Source organism: Empedobacter falsenii (genome assembly GCF_013488205.1).
GTDB classification, from domain to species: domain Bacteria; phylum Bacteroidota; class Bacteroidia; order Flavobacteriales; family Weeksellaceae; genus Empedobacter; species Empedobacter falsenii_C.
Window position 1 is genome coordinate 1,331,221 of sequence record NZ_CP040908.1, and the last position, 18,826, is coordinate 1,350,046.

19 protein-coding genes are annotated in these 18,826 nt (G+C 31.3%); 13 read left to right on the forward strand and 6 right to left on the reverse strand.

Going from position 1 to position 18,826, the window contains the following annotated elements:
• The 8 genes from ureC (at position 1) to FH779_RS06285 (ending at position 6,948) form a co-directional block, all read left to right on the forward strand.
• Positions 1–1,722 (forward strand): urease subunit alpha, encoded by a 1,722-nt coding sequence (ureC, locus tag FH779_RS06250; protein ID WP_180906406.1) that lies wholly within the window; start codon positions 1–3, stop codon positions 1,720–1,722.
• 81 nt (positions 1,723–1,803) lie between these two features.
• Positions 1,804–2,436, forward strand: coding sequence for a hypothetical protein (locus FH779_RS06255; RefSeq protein WP_038336650.1), 633 nt, complete (start codon positions 1,804–1,806; stop codon positions 2,434–2,436).
• 5 nt (positions 2,437–2,441) lie between these two features.
• Complete coding sequence (locus tag FH779_RS06260) at positions 2,442–2,942, forward strand: urease accessory protein UreE (protein ID WP_038336649.1); 501 nt, start codon at positions 2,442–2,444, stop codon at positions 2,940–2,942.
• A gap of 11 nt (positions 2,943–2,953) precedes the next feature.
• The gene (locus FH779_RS06265) at positions 2,954–3,643 is read left to right on the forward strand and encodes an urease accessory protein UreF (protein WP_038336648.1); all 690 of its coding nucleotides are present in this window, start codon (positions 2,954–2,956) and stop codon (positions 3,641–3,643) included.
• A gap of 21 nt (positions 3,644–3,664) precedes the next feature.
• Positions 3,665–4,303, forward strand: coding sequence for an urease accessory protein UreG (gene ureG / locus FH779_RS06270; protein WP_038336646.1), 639 nt, complete (start codon positions 3,665–3,667; stop codon positions 4,301–4,303).
• Between the two features lies 1 nt (position 4,304).
• A complete protein-coding gene (locus tag FH779_RS06275; protein ID WP_180906407.1) occupies positions 4,305–5,087 on the forward strand; it encodes an urease accessory protein UreD in 783 nt (260 codons plus the stop codon).
• Positions 5,088–5,103: 16 nt separating this feature from the next.
• The gene (locus tag FH779_RS06280; protein WP_180906408.1) at positions 5,104–5,991 is read left to right on the forward strand and encodes an urea transporter; all 888 of its coding nucleotides are present in this window, start codon (positions 5,104–5,106) and stop codon (positions 5,989–5,991) included.
• Between the two features lie 57 nt (positions 5,992–6,048).
• A complete protein-coding gene (locus FH779_RS06285; RefSeq protein WP_180906409.1) occupies positions 6,049–6,948 on the forward strand; it encodes a helix-turn-helix domain-containing protein in 900 nt (299 codons plus the stop codon).
• An 81-nt stretch (positions 6,949–7,029) separates the two neighbouring features.
• Here the strand turns inward: FH779_RS06285 and porW are convergent, their stop codons facing one another.
• Complete coding sequence (gene porW, locus FH779_RS06290) at positions 7,030–9,276, reverse strand: type IX secretion system periplasmic lipoprotein PorW/SprE (RefSeq protein WP_180906410.1); 2,247 nt, start codon at positions 9,274–9,276, stop codon at positions 7,030–7,032.
• Between the two features lie 349 nt (positions 9,277–9,625).
• On the opposite strand from porW, the gene FH779_RS06295 reads away from it, so the two are divergent.
• The 5 genes from FH779_RS06295 to FH779_RS06315 all read left to right on the forward strand — a co-directional run bounded on the left by FH779_RS06295 (position 9,626) and on the right by FH779_RS06315 (position 13,627).
• Positions 9,626–11,128, forward strand: a complete 1,503-nt coding sequence (locus FH779_RS06295; protein ID WP_180906411.1) for a GH3 family domain-containing protein — start codon at positions 9,626–9,628, stop codon at positions 11,126–11,128.
• A gap of 23 nt (positions 11,129–11,151) precedes the next feature.
• Positions 11,152–11,700 carry an acyl-CoA thioesterase gene (locus FH779_RS06300; protein ID WP_180906805.1) on the forward strand — a complete coding sequence of 183 codons (549 nt, stop codon included), beginning with the start codon at positions 11,152–11,154 and terminating at the stop codon, positions 11,698–11,700.
• 224 nt (positions 11,701–11,924) lie between these two features.
• Positions 11,925–12,131: a hypothetical protein gene (locus tag FH779_RS06305; protein ID WP_180906412.1), complete on the forward strand. Its 207-nt coding sequence runs from the start codon at positions 11,925–11,927 to the stop codon at positions 12,129–12,131.
• Between the two features lie 60 nt (positions 12,132–12,191).
• A complete protein-coding gene (locus FH779_RS06310) occupies positions 12,192–12,743 on the forward strand; it encodes a hypothetical protein (protein WP_180906413.1) in 552 nt (183 codons plus the stop codon).
• A 56-nt stretch (positions 12,744–12,799) separates the two neighbouring features.
• Positions 12,800–13,627 (forward strand): 5'-nucleotidase, lipoprotein e(P4) family, encoded by an 828-nt coding sequence (locus FH779_RS06315; protein ID WP_180906414.1) that lies wholly within the window; start codon positions 12,800–12,802, stop codon positions 13,625–13,627.
• Between the two features lie 53 nt (positions 13,628–13,680).
• Here the strand turns inward: FH779_RS06315 and tssR are convergent, their stop codons facing one another.
• From tssR to FH779_RS06340, 5 genes are read right to left on the reverse strand one after another with little or no spacing between them, the layout of a single operon-like run.
• Complete coding sequence (gene tssR, locus FH779_RS06320; protein WP_180906415.1) at positions 13,681–16,059, reverse strand: type VI secretion system protein TssR; 2,379 nt, start codon at positions 16,057–16,059, stop codon at positions 13,681–13,683.
• 7 nt (positions 16,060–16,066) lie between these two features.
• On the reverse strand, positions 16,067–16,948 hold the full coding sequence (locus tag FH779_RS06325; RefSeq protein ID WP_244958032.1) for a PKD domain-containing protein: 882 nt from the start codon (positions 16,946–16,948) through the stop codon (positions 16,067–16,069).
• Positions 16,949–17,000: 52 nt separating this feature from the next.
• Positions 17,001–17,510 (reverse strand): type VI secretion system TssO, encoded by a 510-nt coding sequence (gene tssO, locus FH779_RS06330; protein WP_180906417.1) that lies wholly within the window; start codon positions 17,508–17,510, stop codon positions 17,001–17,003.
• A gap of 20 nt (positions 17,511–17,530) precedes the next feature.
• Positions 17,531–18,043 (reverse strand): type VI secretion system TssO, encoded by a 513-nt coding sequence (gene tssO, locus FH779_RS06335; protein ID WP_180906418.1) that lies wholly within the window; start codon positions 18,041–18,043, stop codon positions 17,531–17,533.
• Positions 18,044–18,064: 21 nt separating this feature from the next.
• The gene (locus tag FH779_RS06340) at positions 18,065–18,739 is read right to left on the reverse strand and encodes a response regulator transcription factor (protein ID WP_180906419.1); all 675 of its coding nucleotides are present in this window, start codon (positions 18,737–18,739) and stop codon (positions 18,065–18,067) included.
• Positions 18,740–18,826: the final 87 nt, after the last annotated feature.

Sequence of the window (18,826 nt, forward strand, 5' to 3'; positions counted from 1 at the left end):
ATGAGTTTAGAAGTAGACAGAAAACAATACGCCAATATTTTAGGCCCTACAACGGGAGATAAAGTACGTTTAGGAGATACAAATCTTATTATCGAAATTGAAAAAGATTTTGGACATTATGGTGATGAATCAATTTTTGGAGGAGGAAAAACTGTACGTGATGGTATGGGACAAAACTCTACAAAATTGCGTGCAGAAGGTGTTTTAGACCTTTGTATTACTCGTGCAATTATTATTGATCACTGGGGAATTGTAAAAGCAGATATCGGTATCAAAGATGGTAAAATCGTTGGTATTGGTAAAGCTGGTAACCCAGATACAATGGACGGAATTACCGAAGGAATGATTATCGGAGCTTCGACTGAAGTACACAATGGAGCTGGAATGATTGTGACAGCTGGTGGTATCGATACACACATTCATTACATTTCTCCACAACAAATTAATACTTCTTTATTCAGTGGTATTACAACAATGATTGGTGGAGGTACAGGACCTAATGATGGTTCTAATGCAACAACGGTTACGCCAGGAAAATTCAATATTCAAAAAATGATGGAAGCGACTGAGTCTTTTCCAATGAACTTTGGATTCTTCGGAAAAGGAAACTGTGCAACTGTTGAGCCAATCGAAGAGCAAATAGAAGCTGGAGCTTTAGGAGTAAAAATTCACGAAGACTGGGGTGCAACACCATCTACAATTGATGCAGCATTGAAAGTTGCAGATAAATATGATGTACAAGTTGCGATCCACACTGATACATTAAACGAAGGTGGTTTCTTAGAAGATACAATGGAAGCGATCAATGGTCGTGTTATTCATACATTCCATACAGAAGGAGCTGGTGGAGGTCACGCGCCAGATATCATCAAATCTGCGATGTATCCAAATGTATTACCAGCATCTACAAATCCAACTCGTCCTTATTCAGTTAACACAATTGATGAGCACTTGGATATGTTAATGGTTTGTCACCATTTGAGTAAAAATATCCCTGAAGATGTAGCATTCGCTGATTCTCGTATTCGTCCAGAAACAATTGCTGCCGAAGATATTTTACATGATATGGGTGTTTTCAGTATCATGAGTTCAGATTCTCAAGCAATGGGACGTCCAGGAGAGGTGATTTCAAGAACTTGGCAAACGGCAAGTAAAATGAAAGATCAACGTGGAGAAATTGCAGAAGATAAAGGTCATGACAATGATAACTTCCGTGCAAAACGTTACATCGCAAAATATACAATCAATCCTGCAATAGCACACGGAATCTCAGATTATATCGGATCTGTCGAGGTTGGTAAAATTGCCGATTTAGTAATCTGGAAACCTGCCATGTTTGGTGTTAAACCAGAAATGATCTTGAAAGGAGGATTTATCGCAGGTAGTAAAATGGGAGATCCAAACGGATCTATTCCAACTCCACAACCAGTTATTTATAGAAATATGTTTGGTTCTTTCGGTAAAGCAGTTCAGAAAACGAATATCACATTCGTTTCTCAGGCTTCTATTGATAACGGAACAATTGACAGTTATAATTTGAACAGAGTTTTCTTACCTGTTAAAAACTGTAGAAATATTGGTAAAAAAGATTTGATTCACAACGATAAAACACCAAATATTGAAGTGAATGCAGAAAATTATAAAGTATATGTTGACGGAGAATATATTACATGCGAACCATCGGAAGTTGTTCCTTTAGCTCAATTGTATTATTTATTCTAATCATTAAAAATAGGCTCAGACAACGTGCTGAGCCTTTTCAAATTTTTTAATGAAATAATAAAATCAGGTTTTTAAGTATAAATGATAAATTTTAATCAAATAGTTTTTTCAATTGCAGTAATTGGAATGTCATTGATTTCAGGGAAAATGAACGGGCAAATCTTAGGAGGAATGAGATTGAAAGACAATGATGAAGGTCCAAAAGGACAATTTTCACTATATGGTTCATTGGATTATTCTAAAGTTACGTCGCCATCTGGTCGTAGTAGTAACGTCTCAAGTGCTCCGATTGGTATAGGATATTTCTTTAATAATAATGATGCGATTGGGGTTAACTACGCATATACAGAAGATAATATCAATCATCAAGTTGTAAGCAAACAAAATGAAACAGGGATTTGGTATAGTCCGTCCTTGGCGCTTGGAAAATATTTTACGCTAATTGCGCATTTTGATGTGCATTATGTTTGGGGACAACAATTGTCTGAAACAACAGCATCTATGGAAAATTTTAATGGTTTTCGATTGAGAGGTTATCCTATGATTGGGATTGTTTTAGGCGGCGGCTGGGGATTGAAATTTAGATTTGCAGATTTTTCGCTGTTAGAAACAAAATCAAAAGAAGGTTGGACAAAAACATCTGTTGCTGGAGTTAATGGCTCTGCATTTGGAATGGGCGTATCTAAAAATATCGATTTTAGAAGAAAAAATTAAGCAAGATGATTATTAATGAGAGAATAGGAAGTGTTGCAGAACAATCAATTTTACAATCAATTGATTATTTGGATTTAGATTGGTACGAAACAACCAAGAGAATTCAACGCAAAAGAACAAGAGGTGGAAAGGATGTCGCGATCAAATTTTTGAAAGATAAACAACGTTTGCACGATGGAGATATTCTTTTTATAGATGACGAAACGGCAATTGTTGTGAATGTTTTAGAAACCAAAACGATTGTGCTTTCTCCTCAATCTATTCTCGAAATGAGCGCACTTTGCCACGAAATAGGAAACAAACATTTACCACTTTACAATGAAAATGATTTGTTGCTTATGCCTTTCGAATTGACCATTTTTCGCTGGTTAGAATCATCTGGCTACAATCCAAAAGTTCAAGATTTAAAACTCCTACATCTATTGAATGCCAATGTAGATCATCATCGCGAGACCAAAGTAGGAGGTTCAATGTCTACAAAAAATCTGAAAATAAAATTATCGTAAAAAGATAAAGAATGAAACAAGAATTTTTAGCAAGTTTATTACATATTTCTGATCCTACTTTACCGATTGGTGCTTATACGCATTCGAATGGATTAGAAACTTATATTCAGAATGGAATCGTTAATAACAAGCAAACGGCGCAAGAGTTTGTAGAAAATATGATGAAATATAATCTGAAATATAATGATGGTGCTTTTGTAAAATTAGCCTACGAAGCAACTCAAAATTCGGATTTGAATGAAATTTTGAAATTAGATGAAGAATGTTCTGCTCTAAAAGCGCCAAAAGAAATCAGACAAGCAAGTCAAAAATTAGGCTTGCGTTTAATCAAAATTTTCAAGCGTCGTGTAGAATCAGAATTTGTTGAGGAATACGAGCGAAACATCAAACAAAACATCGCTTATTCTAATTACGCGATTGTTTTCGGAATTTATACCAGTTTATTACAAATTCCACTTTACGAAGCATTGTTTGCTTTTTACTACACTTCGGCTTCTGGAATTGTAACAAACGCAGTGAAATTAGTGCCTTTGGGACAATTGGATGGACAAGATTTAATGTTCGATTTGTACGAAACAATTTCTCAAACAGCCAAAGAAACAATAGAATTAGATAGAGAATATGTAGGTTTATGCAACACATCGTTTGATATCAGATGTATGCAACACGAGCGCTTATATTCTCGCTTATACATGTCATAAATTTTATAAACAATATTCAAAATGGAAAATAGAAAATATATCAAAGTTGGAGTTTGTGGACCTGTAGGTTCTGGAAAAACAGCTTTATTAGAAAAATTAAGTCGAAAAATGTTTAGTGATTATAATTTAGGAGTGATCACAAACGATATTTTTTGTTCAGAAGATGCCAAATTTATGGCAAAAAATAGTCTTTTACCAGAAGATAGAATTATTGGTGTAGAGACTGGAGGTTGCCCTCATACAGCGATTCGTGAAGATGCAAGTATGAATTTGGAGGCGGTTGATGAATTAGCAGATCGTTTTCCTGATATCGAATTGATTTTAATCGAAAGTGGAGGAGATAATTTAGCTGCAACATATAGCCCAGATTTAGCTGATGTGACGATTTTTATTATTGATGTGGCAGAAGGAGAAAAAATTCCAAGAAAAGGAGGACCTGGTATCCAACGTTCAGATTTATTAATCATCAACAAAATAGATTTAGCACCACACGTAGGAGCAAGTTTAGAAGTGATGGAAAGCGATACAAAACGCATGAGAAATGGAGCTCCTTTCGTTTTCACAAACCTAAAAACAGAAGAAGGTTTGGACAGCGTTATTGGTTGGATTAAAAAATATGCACTTTTAGAAGAAATCGAAGAACCAAATCTTTTGAGATAAGATGGAATGTAGATTAGATATTGTTGCAGGATACAAGGAAGGTAAATCGTTCGTCAAAAATTTATACGTCGGTAAACCTTTCCGTGTTGTATCTGTTGGGCAACGAAAATTAGATAATAAATTATATCAAATGACGATGACTTCTTCGCCTGGAATTTTGAATGGCGACGAATATATTCTGAATATTGATGTAGAAGATAATGCTGCGTTACAGTTACAATCGCAATCATACCAACGATTGTTTAACATGGATGATGAAGCAACGCAAAAGTTAACGATTAATATCCACAACAATGCGTCGTTTGCTTATGTGCCATATCCAGTTGTTCCGCATGAAAACTCAAATTTCAAAAGTAGCGCTGCTATTACAATTGGAGAGAATAGTCAAATTATTATTAGTGAGATTATTACTTGCGGACGCAAACATTCGGGAGAAGTTTTTAAGTTAAAACGTTTTCAGAATTTGACAGAAATCTATCATCAAAACAAATTAGTAGTCAAAGATAATGTCTTAATTCAGCCTGATTTAATTCCGATTAGCAGTATTGGTATTTTAGAAAATTATACGCATCAAGGAAGTTTTATTTTCTTTAGTACAAAACCAGAAACGGATAAAGTTGCGTTGGTAGAAACATTATTGGAAATCGCAAAAAAACATACAAATGTAGAAATTGGGATTTCTGTTTTGGACGGAAATGGTTTCGTCATAAGAGCTCTAAGTCAAGGAGGAGAAGCAATGTATAATTATTTCTTGGTTGCCCAAGATTTACTTTGGGAATTATAGAAACAAATAAAAAATCATGGACAAAATTTTAACGAAAGTTCCATTTATAGATCAAGTTCTAAAAGGTTTAGGACAAATCATGTTGCAAGAAAACAGTAGTACAGGTTTATTGTTTTTGATTGGTATTTTCTTAGGAAGTATAGAAGGAGGAATTGGCGCAATTGTTTCGACAGCAGTTGGGACAATTACAGCAATCTTACTAAAATATAACAAAGAAGAAATCAACGCAGGTTTATATGGATTTAGTGCTGCTTTAGTTGGTGTGGCATTAACAATTATGTTCGACTCTACTTTTCTTATCTGGATTTTGTTGGTGGTTGCTTCTGCTTTAGCAGCGATTATTCAACATTTTTTTATCAAAAGAAATATTCCAGTTTTTACTTTACCATTTATTCTATTAACATGGTGTTTAATCTTCGGAATTCACCATTTTACAACAATAGGACCTGCAACTGCAGGAAATACTATAACTTTATTAGAAACAAACGATTTGTTTACATCAACAAATGGTTTCGGAGAAGTAATCTTTCAAGGTGGTCCAATGTCTGGTATCATCTTTTTTATTGCCGTTTTTATAGGTTCGCCCGCAGCAGCTTTGTACGGTTTGGCAGCTTCTATTTTTAGTGCAGAAATTTCAAATTTATTTGGAGAACCAGTAGAGCAAATTCATATGGGATTATTTGGTTTTAATGCTGTTTTAACAGCAATTGTATTTGCTGGAACTAAACGAATAGATGGTTTTTGGGTTTTATTAGGTGTTTTTATCACCGTTTTGATAGATGTTCTATTTGTTAAAATCAATATTTTCGCATCATTTGGAGGAGTTCTTACATTTCCTTTTGTTGTAGGAACTTGGTGCACATTATTTATAAAAAAATATACTGATCGATTTTTTGGAGTATAATGTAATTTGGCATAAAATTCGAAGAATAAAAACAGTTTCATTTTAAAAAGCATTGCGATGGAAATGATATCAAACTCACAATACAAAGAACTATTTCTAGCTCATCTAAGTACCCAAGTTTTAGGAAATAATGAGGATATACAGTTATATCGATTAGAATATTATCTAAAAGATATTTTAATGCCCGTTATTCCATATAGAACAACATTTAATTTTATCATGTTTGTCACGAAAGGAAGCATGAAACAATATTTAGAGAACAAAGAATATGAAGTAAACGAAAATGAAATAATTTTTATAAAACAAGGAACCATTACTGCAACAGTAGAAATGTCCGATGATATAGAAGGTTTCTTTTTGGCGTATGAAAATCATATTTTATCTGAACTAGAATTGCCAAAATATAAATCGAGTATTTTCTTGATGTCGCCTTATTTATCACTCGATGCGGTTACTTTTCAAACCATTCATCAATTATTGTTTTTAATGGAACAAGAAATTTTCTTGAATAGCCTTGAAATTAATGAGATTATTATCGCGATGTTACATGTTGTTTTATTAAAGTTACTTAATATCGATTACAAAAAGATTCCGAGTACAACTACGCGTCCAATGGAGCTTTCTCTGCAGTTTAAAGATTTACTTTTTAAACATCATATAGAAGAAAAGAAAGTCACTTTTTATGCAGATAAATTATTTGTAACAGAAAATTATCTCAACAAATGTGTGAAAGATATTACGCAAAAGAAGCCGAAACAATGGATTAACGAAACGGATATTAATTATAGCAAAGCATTATTGCATTCAAGTAAAAGAATTTCTGAAATTGCCTTTGAGCTTAATTTTCAGACCGCTTCACATTTCACTCAATTGTTCAAAAAAGTCGCAGGTATCACACCAAAAGAATACCGTGAACAAATCTGGAATTCTCAATGTACTAAAAATCCAGTTTTTTAAGAAAAATGATTTAGATGATTATTAGAAAAATCAAGTAATAATATAAAAAAAGAGTTAATCTAGATTAACTCTTTTTTTATATTATTTTGCTGTTTTAGCTTTTGTATCTTCTTTAATATTAATATTTTCATTTCTATCCAATTGTTTTGGAGCTTTAGGAGATGTAGCTTCAGGTTCCTCTACATTTTTCTTAGGATTACGCAATTTGTCCAACAAACGTTTTGCTTGCTTAGCTTCTTCAGTTCCGTCATAAGCAGTAATTACAATTTCCAAAGCTTGCTCAAAATCGCTATCTTTTCCAGTTTGTTTGATCGCATAAGCATTTAGTAAAGCAAATTTAGCAACGATAATTTCTGTCGGAAATTTCACAATTGCTTCTTGTACTTTTTTCTTTACGTCATCATATTTTTTATCTTGATACAATGCATAAGCAACTTTGTAAGCTTCTAAAGCTTCTTTTGTTTCAGCTGTAATGTATTCAACTTCTGGATTAAGAATATAACCTGCATAAATAGTATTTGGATACTTTGTTAGAATGATATTTTTGTATTCATCTTCTAATTTTTGATCACGATTTTTATAAATACGATACAATTGATAAGTTGCTTTTAATAACACATCATCAGATTTTGGAGGAGAAGCAACCAAGGCTTTCAACTCTTTTCCAGCTAGCTCAGCGTTATTGAAAATATCAAAATATCCAGTCCCTAAAGACAATTGCGTTGTATCTCTCACAACTTTCAAGTCATTCAGAGCTTTTTGAGAAGTCGGAATTTGATCTAAATAATAATCAAGTTCAAAACGTCTTGGATCACCAGCAGCTATTTGCCCTGTCAATTCATTTTGTTTATCCTCAATTGCAGTACTTATTGCATTCGAATTTCTCCAATTATCTTTTAAGGAAATTCCTCCCCAAATACGTTGGAATTCTTGCTGTCCAGTTGATTTTAAATTTTGATTATAGAAATAAAATTTTCCTTTATCAGCATTATTAAAACTCGTCGTGAAACTTGCCGTTTTATTCTCTAACTGAAAAGTTTCCATTTCTTTTTGCTCTTCTATAGCTTGCTTTTCTTCTTTCTTCTTTAATTTTTCGATATAATCAGTAAAGAATTTTGATTGATCTTCTTTTGGAAGAGCAGCAAGTTTTAGAATCGAATCATTTTTCTGAACTAAATAATGTTTCTCCATCAATTTTTTCAAAACATCATTTCGTTTCTGAATACGCGTTTGATCTTCTGGCAAATTATAACTCGTTTGTGCCGAATCATAATAAGCCGAAGCGTACACATAATCGTTTTGCTTGAACTTTATATCTCCATAATTTTCGAAAGCGCGCCCACGAATATAAGGATCAGACATTGGTTCTTTCAAACTCAATTTTGCATATTCTACAGCATCATCCATTTTGTCAGCTCGAAAAGCCATTTCAGAAATTCCGTAGTATAACTCGTTTTTCTTCGATGTATAAATTCCTTTATTCGCGATGTCTAACAAGTTTTGCTTATAATTTCCGTAATTATTAATTTTTGGATCAAAATTAGCAGCAATTGCCAATTGCGATTTGATTTCCATATCAAATCCAGGCTTCATTTTATAAACTTGCGTGAAAGCTTCACCAGCTTCTTGTTGTTTTCCTAATTTAGAAAAAACTTGACCTAATGTATAAAATATACGAACGCGTTCATCTTTATTTGTAGAAAAATATTCGGCTTTTTGTAATGGATCAAGAGCTTCTTCGTACTTTTTTTGATCAATTAAAAATTGAGCATACGTTCGCGCAATCATTGTTTTTAATTCTTTGCTTTTATACGGATCGTTTTCATAAAGTTTTTGCAAAGTTTCGGCTCCATCAAAGTAATTTCCACCTTTTATTTCAGCAACAGTTTTGTAAACATGCGCTTCTTGAGCATATTTAGAATCTTTGAAATTTTTGACAACATAGTTTAAAGCATCAAGCGCTTCAAAGTATTTTTTTTGATAAAATAATGATTTTCCAATCAATAAATAAGCGCGACCCATCAAAGGATTATTTTCTTTTCCTTTGATTAACATTGAATGTTTTTCGATAGCTTTAGAAGCTTTTGCCTCTACAGCAGCAAATCCGACAGGTTTTTCTACTTTATCTTGATTATTTCGATTTCCACCTCCAATACCAAAATTGGGTGTATTAAATCCACCTAAATTGGCAGAATCCGAAACAGAAAAATATTCTATTCCAACAGGTAAAATCTTCGAGTAATTTTCTACATAATTTGTTTGCAGTTCTGTGTTCTTTTTTTCTAACTCATCTTCAGCATTGAATACTCCATTAAACCACGATGTCATCTTGTGATATTGTCGGTTTTTGAAACTATTTTTTTGCGTAGAACAGCCGATTAAAAAACTTGCGGCGAAGATACTCAGTACAATCTTTTTCATGATAGCGAATAAAAACAAATCTACAATAAAACGTTCGATTAGAAAAAATCTTGTATCCCTCGAAAAAATAAGATAATTTTATGTGGAATAGAAATAATAGAGAAGCGACTTTTTACGGGATGATTATAAAATGACAGCTAACGTTTTAGCTTTAATGTAATTAGTGATTTGACTAAGAAAAATCATTGCAATTGTTGTTAAATTATTTAGAATATTCGTTTAAATTCGACCAATAATAATGTTTTAAAGGAACAGCATGAAAGCTTTTTTAGCGAAAATTTTTGCAAAATACATTGTCAATAAAGAACAAAAGTGGATAAATAATCCGCTGGAAACACAAGACAAAATTCTAAATGAATTGATTGTTGCTGCAAAAAATACAAAGTTTGGAGTTGATCATCATTTTGAATCAATCAAAAATTATGAAGATTTCAAATCGCAAGTTCCAATCAACGATTACGAAGGTTTGAAACATTATTTTGATGAGGTAATTGAAGGGAAACCTGATATTCTTTGGCCTGGAAAACCTCTTTATTTAGCTAAAACTTCTGGAACAACTTCTGGTGCAAAATATATTCCGCTAACAGAAGAGTCTGTTCCATCGCATATAAATTCTGCTCGAAATGCTTTATTGTATTATATTAATGAAACAAAGAATTCTAATTTTGTTGACGGGAAAATGATTTTCTTACAAGGAAGTCCAATTCTCGAAGATAAAAACGGATTGAAAGTTGGTCGACTTTCTGGAATTAGTGCTCATTTTGTTCCAAATTATTTGCAAAAAAATCGTTTGCCGTCTTATGAAACAAATGTGATTGAAGATTGGGAAACGAAAGTGGATAGAGTAGTGGATGAAACGGTGAAAGCTGATATGACGCTGATTTCTGGGATTCCGCCTTGGTTGATTATGTATTTTGAACGATTGATTAAAGTTTCTGGAAAAGAAAACGTTCAGTCGATTTTTAAGAATTTACAACTAATGGTAACAGGAGGTGTAAATTATGAACCTTATCGCGATAAAGTGAATCAATTAATTGGTCGAAAAATAGATTGCATTCAAACTTATCCTGCTTCAGAAGGGTTTATTGCATATCAAGATTCACAAAAAAGTGATGATTTATTGCTTTTATTGAACAACGGAATTTTTTATGAATTTGTTCCAGTTGATGAATTTTTTGATGAAAATCCAATCCGAATTTCCTTGAAAGATGTTGAAATTGGAAAAGATTATGTTCTAATTCTCAATACAAATGCAGGTTTGTGGGGATATAATATTGGTGACACAGTTCGTTTTACCTCGATAAAACCTTATAGAATTGTTGTTTCTGGTCGAATCAAACATTATACATCTGCTTTTGGTGAACATGTAATTGGTCACGAAGTGGAGCAGGCGTTACAAAAAACTTTAGAAAAATATCCAGCGAGTGTAAATGAATTTACAGTTGCGCCTCAAGTCAATCCAACAGAAGGTTTGCCTTATCACGAATGGTTAATCGAGTTTGATCAAAAACCTGAGAATCTAACCATTTTTAATGAAGAATTAGATGCGCAAATGCGTCGTCAAAATACGTATTATGATGATTTGATAACGGGAAATATTTTGCGTCCGCTTGTCGTTTCTGAGGTTAAAACAGAAGGTTTTCAGCATTATATGAAATCGATAGGGAAATTGGGCGGACAAAATAAAGTTCCTCGTTTGTCTAATAATCGCGAAATTGCAGATGAATTTTACAGTCTAAACTTAATTACTACAAATTGAACACACACACAACAATAGATAAAATGATTTACAAAACGGTAAAAAGTTCATTAGTAACTTTTTCGCAATTAATGCTTCCATCGCATTCCAATTTTAGTGGAAAAATACATGGTGGATTCATTCTTTCTCTACTCGATCAAATTGCATTCGCATGTGCTTCCAAATACTCTGGAAAGTACTGTGTCACGGCATCTGTGGATAGAGTAGATTTCTTAACGCCAGTAGAAGTAGGGGAATTATTAACACTAAAAGCTTCGGTTAACTATGTTGGAAGAACGTCAATAGTGGTAGGAATTCGAGTAGAAAGTCAAAACATCCAAACTGGTGAAATTAAACATTGTAATTCGTCTTATTTTACGATGATTTGCAAAGAGGAAAATGGAGAAAAAGCTGAAGCTCCAAAATTAATTTTGAAGAATCTGAACGAAGTTCGACGCTTTTATAAAGCTTTGCATCGAATTGAAGAACATTCAAAAGCAAAAGAGCAAATAAAAGACCCAATTGATTATAAATCACAAGATTTAATTGATCATTTATTGGACAATCATTTCGTTAAAATAGAACTAGATTAAAGTTTTTATATTATAAATAAAAAACTCAATTCAGTAAATGGATTGAGTTTTTTTGGTATTATATATTTGATAAATAGTTGTTTGTGATTTATCCTCTTCCAAAAAAAGTATTATTGAATGGTCATTACTAAATTGTAAATTATTTGATTTTAAGAAAATTAGGCATTGTATTTGTTTTATTAATCTTTAATACCAAAACCAATCTTTTTATTTAATTCATTGTTATGAAAACTCTCTTCAAATTTTTATTACTATTGATAGCAAGTACAACTATTTCATTTGCTCAATCTTCTGGTTTAAATAGTCAATTAATACAAACAAATTTTAGTAAAAATAGCCCTAAATCTTCAAATCCTATTAGTTTTGCTGTAGCAGGAAGTGTACTTGTTTTAGCTTTTTGTGCTTTTCGTTTCAGAAAAAAAATTGTCTAAAAGCGAAACAAATCCTTTTTTTCAAAATCAGAAAAACAATTTAATTTTTAAATTTGTAGAATGAAATATTTATTCATTTTACTTGTATTGTTAGTGTTGTTTGTTATTTACAAAAAACTAAAAACAGCTCAAATAGAAAAGCCACTTCCAAAAGAAGAAGAACCAAAAATATCGTTTTTAAAAATTGAAAAAAATGATGATTTGATTGATGATTCCAATCAACAAATTATAGATTATCAAGTAAAAATAGATTCGGTAACAAAGAAAAAAAATACATTAGAATTTTTAATTTCTATTCAAAATAATACCGAAAAAACAGTTCGTATAAATATCGTTGAAGCTGATTTTTATTCAAATTCTTCTCAAAAAAAGATTAAAGCGGATGTTACATTTTATGGAGAATTGGCAATGGGAACAAATGATATCTTGCTAAAAAACACCGTTTTACGCGAATCTCACGTTATCCGAAATATTTATTTTTTCGAAACAGATTTAATTCATTTTAATCAAAATGATTATTTGGAAATTGATATAGAGATTAATGGGGAACATTATCAGTTCAAAAACTATTTTCATCAAATAACTTTCGAATCGATCAAATACATTCAGTAATCTGATTTTTTGATTTGAATTGTAAGGCTTAATTTTGCATTTCAGAATTTAGAGATATGAAACATATACAATTGATGCTTGGAAGCTTGATGCTTTTTGGATTAACAGCTTGTCAAACACCAAAAATAGTTACTGAACAACAACCAGTTCAGCAAAAAAGTTTGCAAGTTGATGGTAAAATTTATGCTGCATTTTTTCAACAACGTGCCGCTGAATATCAAGCCTTAAGCCAGCAAGCTTATAATGTTGCTAAAATGAGATTGGATGAAGCAATCGCGAAAAAAGGCGCAAAACCTTTGGCGATTGTAACGGATATTGACGAAACTTTTTTGGATAATTCGTACTATGCAGTAGAAATGGCGCGTCAAGGAAAAACGTGGTCGCAAGAAACTTGGGCAAATTGGACCTCTAAAGGAATTGCAACGCCTTTGGCTGGTTCTCAAGAGTTTTTTCAGTATGCGGCGAGTAAGGGAGTTCAGATTTTTTACGTTACAAATCGATATGAAGTGGAACGTCCTGGAACTTTAGCAAATTTAGAGAAATACAATTATCCAATTCAAAGTGCTCAGAATTTAATTTTGAGAAGCAAAGAAAGTAGTAAAGAAGCGCGTCGTCAAAATATTTCGAAAGATTATGACATTGTTTTATTGTTGGGAGATAGTTTGACAGATTTTTCTTCTTTATTTGATAATCATAAATCTGAAAAAGAAAGAGCGGCAGCTGTAGAAACTTTAAAATCTGAATTTGGAAAACGATTTATTGTATTGCCAAATGTTGGATATGGCGATTGGGAATCTGCAATATTTGATTACAAATATGATTTGACTCAAGAGCAAAGAGATTCGATTATATACGAAGCAGCGAGAGAAACACCTGTGAAATAAAGAATAAAATAAATAAAAAAACTGTCGATTAAGACAGTTTTTTTGTTTAAATATTATTCAACATGAATGTTATACAAGTTTGGTAAATAGTATTGATTAATCCAATAATAAGTTTCACCATTTTGCTTGATAACGATTTTCTTATTGTTTTTATTTTCTAATAAACGATCTGCTAAAACTTTGTAATTCGCAAAATATTCTTTTACAATTGTAGGGTCGATTATTTTCTTTTTTCTCCAATCGTTTAAGGTATATTTTGTCATTATATCTTCGTTGTAAGTATCATATCCAGTACTTGTTGCAATTGCATAAGCCATCGTTTTTTTGCCTAAATCTTTTGCTTGAAATTCTTTCAAAGTAGTATAATTATCTTTTACAATCTTCATATAACGTTTGATCGCTGTACTTTGATTAAAATCTCTGTTCTTGATAATTGTTTCGTGATAAATTGAAAGATACAATTGACGAAGATTTTCATATTCTTCCGATGAAATTAAAATTCCGCGATCAATAAGTGGACTATATTTTAAATCATTTTGAATTTCTCCTTTAATTAAAAAAGGATGATCAATTGTGACAAATTGAGAAGAAAATTCTGCTGGCATTGGGGATGGAGCGCCAGGAAATAAACTTCTATATCTTGGTTTTATTTCTGTTTTTGCAACTCCAACATTTGATTTGAAATATTTTGTCAAAGAAGCATCAATTTCTTTGTTCTCTTTTGTAATTTGTGTCGTAATACTATCAAGAGCTTTTGCTAATAAACTATTAGAAGCCAATTCTCCTTTTCGTGGATAAATTACAAAACCTTGAGTCATACTTGTTTTTGGATAATCTAATGAGTATAAACCATCTTCATTTCCAACTAAATTATAATTGTTTTTATTGGTTACTTCATTTTGATCAACAATTTTTTCCATCTTTAGTTTTGCAACATTCTTTGCAGATTGAGTAATTATACCTTCTGAAGCTAAAACAAAATTGTTAAATTCATTTCCAGCACCTGAAAAACTTTGGAAAGCAACAATTCTAGCACGAGATTGAGATAATGTTCTAATAGCATCTCCAATACCTGTTCCAGAAGCTGCTGTAGAGCCAATAGCTACAACAATATTAGATTCGTCAGGAACATTTCTTAATAAATTACCTGCTGATGCTAAAGCTAATTGATAGGGTTGACCACTAGGACCGTTACATTTCATTTCTTTAGAACGATCATCAATGTATTTTGAAATAACCTCGAAACTATCTGAAAGTTCTGAAACAGCCATATTATCACCACAGTTGTTATTTTTGTATAAAACAACTCCGTATTTGATGTTTTTATAATAGCTTAATTTGTCTATTTTGACTTGAAAATCTTGGAAAATAGATTTTGCAATGGCAATACTTTTAGAATTTTCGGCACTTATATCAAGTGCAAAAACAATATTTAAGTTTTTATTATTGGTAATTATTTCTTTATATTGATCAAAATAAATTGGTTTACCAGCAACATTGAAAACAAAATTTTTGTTGTAATCTAAAATATTAGCCGAATATTTCAGTTTATTTTTTTCTACTTTATCCGCATCTTTTAACGAAACTGGAATAATATTATCTAAAGCATTTGAAGAATAATTATTTTTCAGATACTTTTTATCATTGGATTCTGGAGATTGTAAAGGTTTTGTTAATCCAATTTTATTAATAATTGAATCATAATTTTCTTTGTTTGGAATTCTAACTGCATACTTTTCTCCCCAATACGAAATCATATTCGAGCTTACCCAACCATATACATTGTCTTCGTAGCTATCTATTTTGATTTCAGGCGATTTTCCAATCAAATAGCGTTTATTGTTTTCAGATTGTTTGTAAATGTAAACTAACTGACCAACTGGTAATTTTTTCTTTCTAGCTTGAGTTAGTTGAGGAGAAGTGTAAACTAAAACAGAATCATTCTGAAGATATTTATCACCTGTTTTCATGACATCTATATTATTTGGTACAAGCGCAGCTTTGATGGTAAAACCATTTTCTTGATTTTTCAATGCATTTGTCCATAATAACAACTGATCTTCTGGTATCCAACCATAAGATTTGATTGCTTTTTTAGATGTTTTTCTTAATAAAGCATCCGAAACATATTCTGCAACTTTTACTAAACCAGATGATTTTTTATAATTCAGAACCAATAAAGGTTCTAAAAATTTGATTTCTTTTGGAGATTTTTGATCACTTTTATCGACATAAACAGTGTTATTTTCACGATCAGAAATAACAACCCAAGGACTATTTTTCTTCGGATAGCCATCAATTACTTTAGTTTCTTCAATAAAACCATAAATAGATTGATTAGGCGTTCGTTGAGCTGGCAGTTTTACACTACAGCTTGATATTAAACAAGAAGCTGTTAAGGCAAGTGTAATAGGTAAGATATGTTTTTTCATAAGTTAGTTATTTGCTTTGTTTTACTTCGACTTTTATAACGCAACTTCCTTCGTTATCAAGTGTTACTTTTACTTCGTTAATTGCATTATTTTTATCAAATTGTAATCCTGTAGTATAGTAGTAAAAACTGTTATTTTTGTCGTTTACAACTACTTGAGTATTATCATTGTTACATAAATATTTTCTTAGTAAATAGTTATAATTAGAATTAAAATCCAATCCATTTGCGATTGCTTGAAGTTTTATTTTGAAATCATTATTAATTGCAATTGTAGGGTCTACTTCTATTTTAGGAATTACAACTTCATCTTTTAAAGGTTCAAAAGATTTTGTGATTCTAATACGGTGTGTAGCAACAGGTTCTAATTGTTCGTCTGTGTATAATGTAACCATATAATCTCCTGGTTTACTATAAGAGTAGGTAGGATTTCTATCAAATGCATCTATTCCTCCTGATTCTCCAAATTTCCATCGAAATTCTTTTGCTGTTAAATTATTGGTAGAGAATAATACATTTGTAAATTGTTGAGCTGTTGGTGGAGCTTGTATAGTTGTAACTTCAATAACAGGGTTAGAAACAACTTTAGGAGAAACAAGAATCGGAAAAGTTTTCGGATACTTATTATTAATCAAAACTGTAACTTGATAATATCCAGGTTTGTCAAAAAAGTGAACACCCGATTTTTTATCTGAAGTTTTTCCATCTCCAAAATCCCATTTGTAAGTTTTTGCATTTTTTGTATCATCTTTATAAGTTAAAGAATCACCAACATTAATAGTATTAGGAAAAGCTTGTGCATTAATGTTTTGCGCATTAATATCATTTCGACTTTGAAACCATAAATAAAGCAAAATTCCAATAACGGAAAGCGCTGTGATTCCAATCATTATATTGGTTTTGTTTTTCTGAATATAATTCATTTCGTTAGATTTAGTAAGATTATTTTTTGCTTGTTAATGTAATAAGTTGTTGTTGTTTAGTTTGGTACGAGAGTGTACAATCTTCAAATTGTTTTTTATAAATACCTACGTTATCTTTTCTGTTCGATTCTATTTTTTTATCATCGAGATACATTTTATAGAATTTTGCAATTTTTAGATAAGATTCTTTTCGTGGATCTTTGAAATCTCCCATTTCAAATAGATTAGCTACATCACTGATGCTATTTTCTATTTCATAACCTTTCATCGAATTTCTATTTTCAAAATTCAATTTATTGATTTTAGAAAAAGTACTATCTAAAATAGGTTGAACCATATTTTGCTGAACATCAAATTTATTTTTTTCGTTTAATGTTTGTATTGAGATATAATCGCTGTTATCAAAAGGTGATTCAAAATTTTTGACAAAGACAATTGTCAAAAGAGCGGATACAAAAAGTAACATTGCTAATAAGTAAGAAAAATAGTAACGTTTTTCTTTCTTAGATAAAGTAATCTGAACTTGCATAAGTTTTTTGATTTTTTAGGTTATTGTCTATATCTAGCTAAAGCAGCATTCAATTCATTCACTTTTTTCGTGCATTCATTCAGATCACGTAAAGCAATTTTTTCTTGATGAACGGTCATCATCATCTGTCCTTTAAATTCAATAGTTTGTTTCAGATTATTCATCAAAGCAGCATATTGTTTAAACTCTCTGATACTGTCTTCTCCCATTACAATTTGACATTCTTTAATATCACGAACAATAGAATTTCGTAAGAAAATCTCATTACCAACTTCATCTTTCGATAATTTATCTAATTTGAAATAGATTGTATCTAGCTTAGTTTGTAGAATATTATTTCGGTTGATGATTGTTCGGTATCGTTCGATATCGCCTTGTATGTCATCTTTTTGAACTTCAGAGCTTTTAAAGAAAAGAAATATGGCAAAAAAAGAAAAAAGACATAAAACAATAAATGATAGAATAAAATTGAATGTTCCTTTTTGAACATCTTTTTTATTCAGCTTTTGCTGTCCGTAGGGAGTTGTAATCATAGTTTAGAGTTGTATAGTTTTTTAGATGCTTGTGTTGTAATAACCATGTTCGACACAAAATCGAACCAAATCTATTTTATTTTTTAATCCTAATCGTTCGGTTAGTCGTGTGATATAAGTATCGATGGTACGCGTGCTGAGGTTAATTCGATCTCCAATTTCTTTGTTGCTAAAACCTTCATAACAAAGTTTTATAATTTGAATTTCCGTAACAGTTAGTTCTTGTTCAATTTCAGCTTCTTGACGATTCATATAATTCTGAACTGTTTCTGATTGTCCTGCCCATTCTTTCTTATATTCATTGTAATCAGAATTGTCAGAAAGTACACAATTGCTCAAAATATCTTTGATAATGATACTATTTTTTTGACAATAAAATGTGTTGGGAATTTCGTCTAGCGTTATAGAAATATCTTCTTGATAAGTGGAAGAATAGGTTAGTATTGGAGTTTTTTCGTCTGTTTTCCTTATTAATTTTATAGCTTCTAAGCCACTAATAATAGGCATAAAAAGATTGATTAAAAAAACATCTTCTTGTTTTTTATACAGCCTATTTATCAATTCGCTTCCATTGTTGCACTCGTTTACGATCTCGTAAAACGGATTTTCTTGGAGCATCTTGACTAAGAATTGCTTAAAATAATAATCATTTTCAGCAATAGAAAATCTGGTTATTGCAGAAGATTTGGTATTCATGTTTAGGTAGAGAATAAGTTTGGTACTAATATATAAAACTTATTTCAAAATGTAAATAATTGATTAATAATATTTTTTTTCTTTAAA

Coding starts and splice junctions, on each gene's coding strand:
- ureC (WP_180906406.1), top strand. CDS start 1: ATGAGTTTAGAAGTAGACAGAAAACAATACGCCAATATTTTAGGCCCT.
- FH779_RS06255 (WP_038336650.1), top strand. CDS start 1,804: ATGATAAATTTTAATCAAATAGTTTTTTCAATTGCAGTAATTGGAATG.
- FH779_RS06260 (WP_038336649.1), top strand. CDS start 2,442: ATGATTATTAATGAGAGAATAGGAAGTGTTGCAGAACAATCAATTTTA.
- FH779_RS06265 (WP_038336648.1), top strand. CDS start 2,954: ATGAAACAAGAATTTTTAGCAAGTTTATTACATATTTCTGATCCTACT.
- ureG (WP_038336646.1), top strand. CDS start 3,665: ATGGAAAATAGAAAATATATCAAAGTTGGAGTTTGTGGACCTGTAGGT.
- FH779_RS06275 (WP_180906407.1), top strand. CDS start 4,305: ATGGAATGTAGATTAGATATTGTTGCAGGATACAAGGAAGGTAAATCG.
- FH779_RS06280 (WP_180906408.1), top strand. CDS start 5,104: ATGGACAAAATTTTAACGAAAGTTCCATTTATAGATCAAGTTCTAAAA.
- FH779_RS06285 (WP_180906409.1), top strand. CDS start 6,049: ATGGAAATGATATCAAACTCACAATACAAAGAACTATTTCTAGCTCAT.
- porW (WP_180906410.1), bottom strand. CDS start 9,276: ATGACATCGTGGTTTAATGGAGTATTCAATGCTGAAGATGAGTTAGAA.
- FH779_RS06295 (WP_180906411.1), top strand. CDS start 9,626: ATGAAAGCTTTTTTAGCGAAAATTTTTGCAAAATACATTGTCAATAAA.
- FH779_RS06300 (WP_180906805.1), top strand. CDS start 11,152: ATGATTTACAAAACGGTAAAAAGTTCATTAGTAACTTTTTCGCAATTA.
- FH779_RS06305 (WP_180906412.1), top strand. CDS start 11,925: ATGAAAACTCTCTTCAAATTTTTATTACTATTGATAGCAAGTACAACT.
- FH779_RS06310 (WP_180906413.1), top strand. CDS start 12,192: ATGAAATATTTATTCATTTTACTTGTATTGTTAGTGTTGTTTGTTATT.
- FH779_RS06315 (WP_180906414.1), top strand. CDS start 12,800: ATGAAACATATACAATTGATGCTTGGAAGCTTGATGCTTTTTGGATTA.
- tssR (WP_180906415.1), bottom strand. CDS start 16,059: ATGAAAAAACATATCTTACCTATTACACTTGCCTTAACAGCTTCTTGT.
- FH779_RS06325 (WP_244958032.1), bottom strand. CDS start 16,948: ATGATTGGAATCACAGCGCTTTCCGTTATTGGAATTTTGCTTTATTTA.
- tssO (WP_180906417.1), bottom strand. CDS start 17,510: ATGCAAGTTCAGATTACTTTATCTAAGAAAGAAAAACGTTACTATTTT.
- tssO (WP_180906418.1), bottom strand. CDS start 18,043: ATGATTACAACTCCCTACGGACAGCAAAAGCTGAATAAAAAAGATGTT.
- FH779_RS06340 (WP_180906419.1), bottom strand. CDS start 18,739: ATGAATACCAAATCTTCTGCAATAACCAGATTTTCTATTGCTGAAAAT.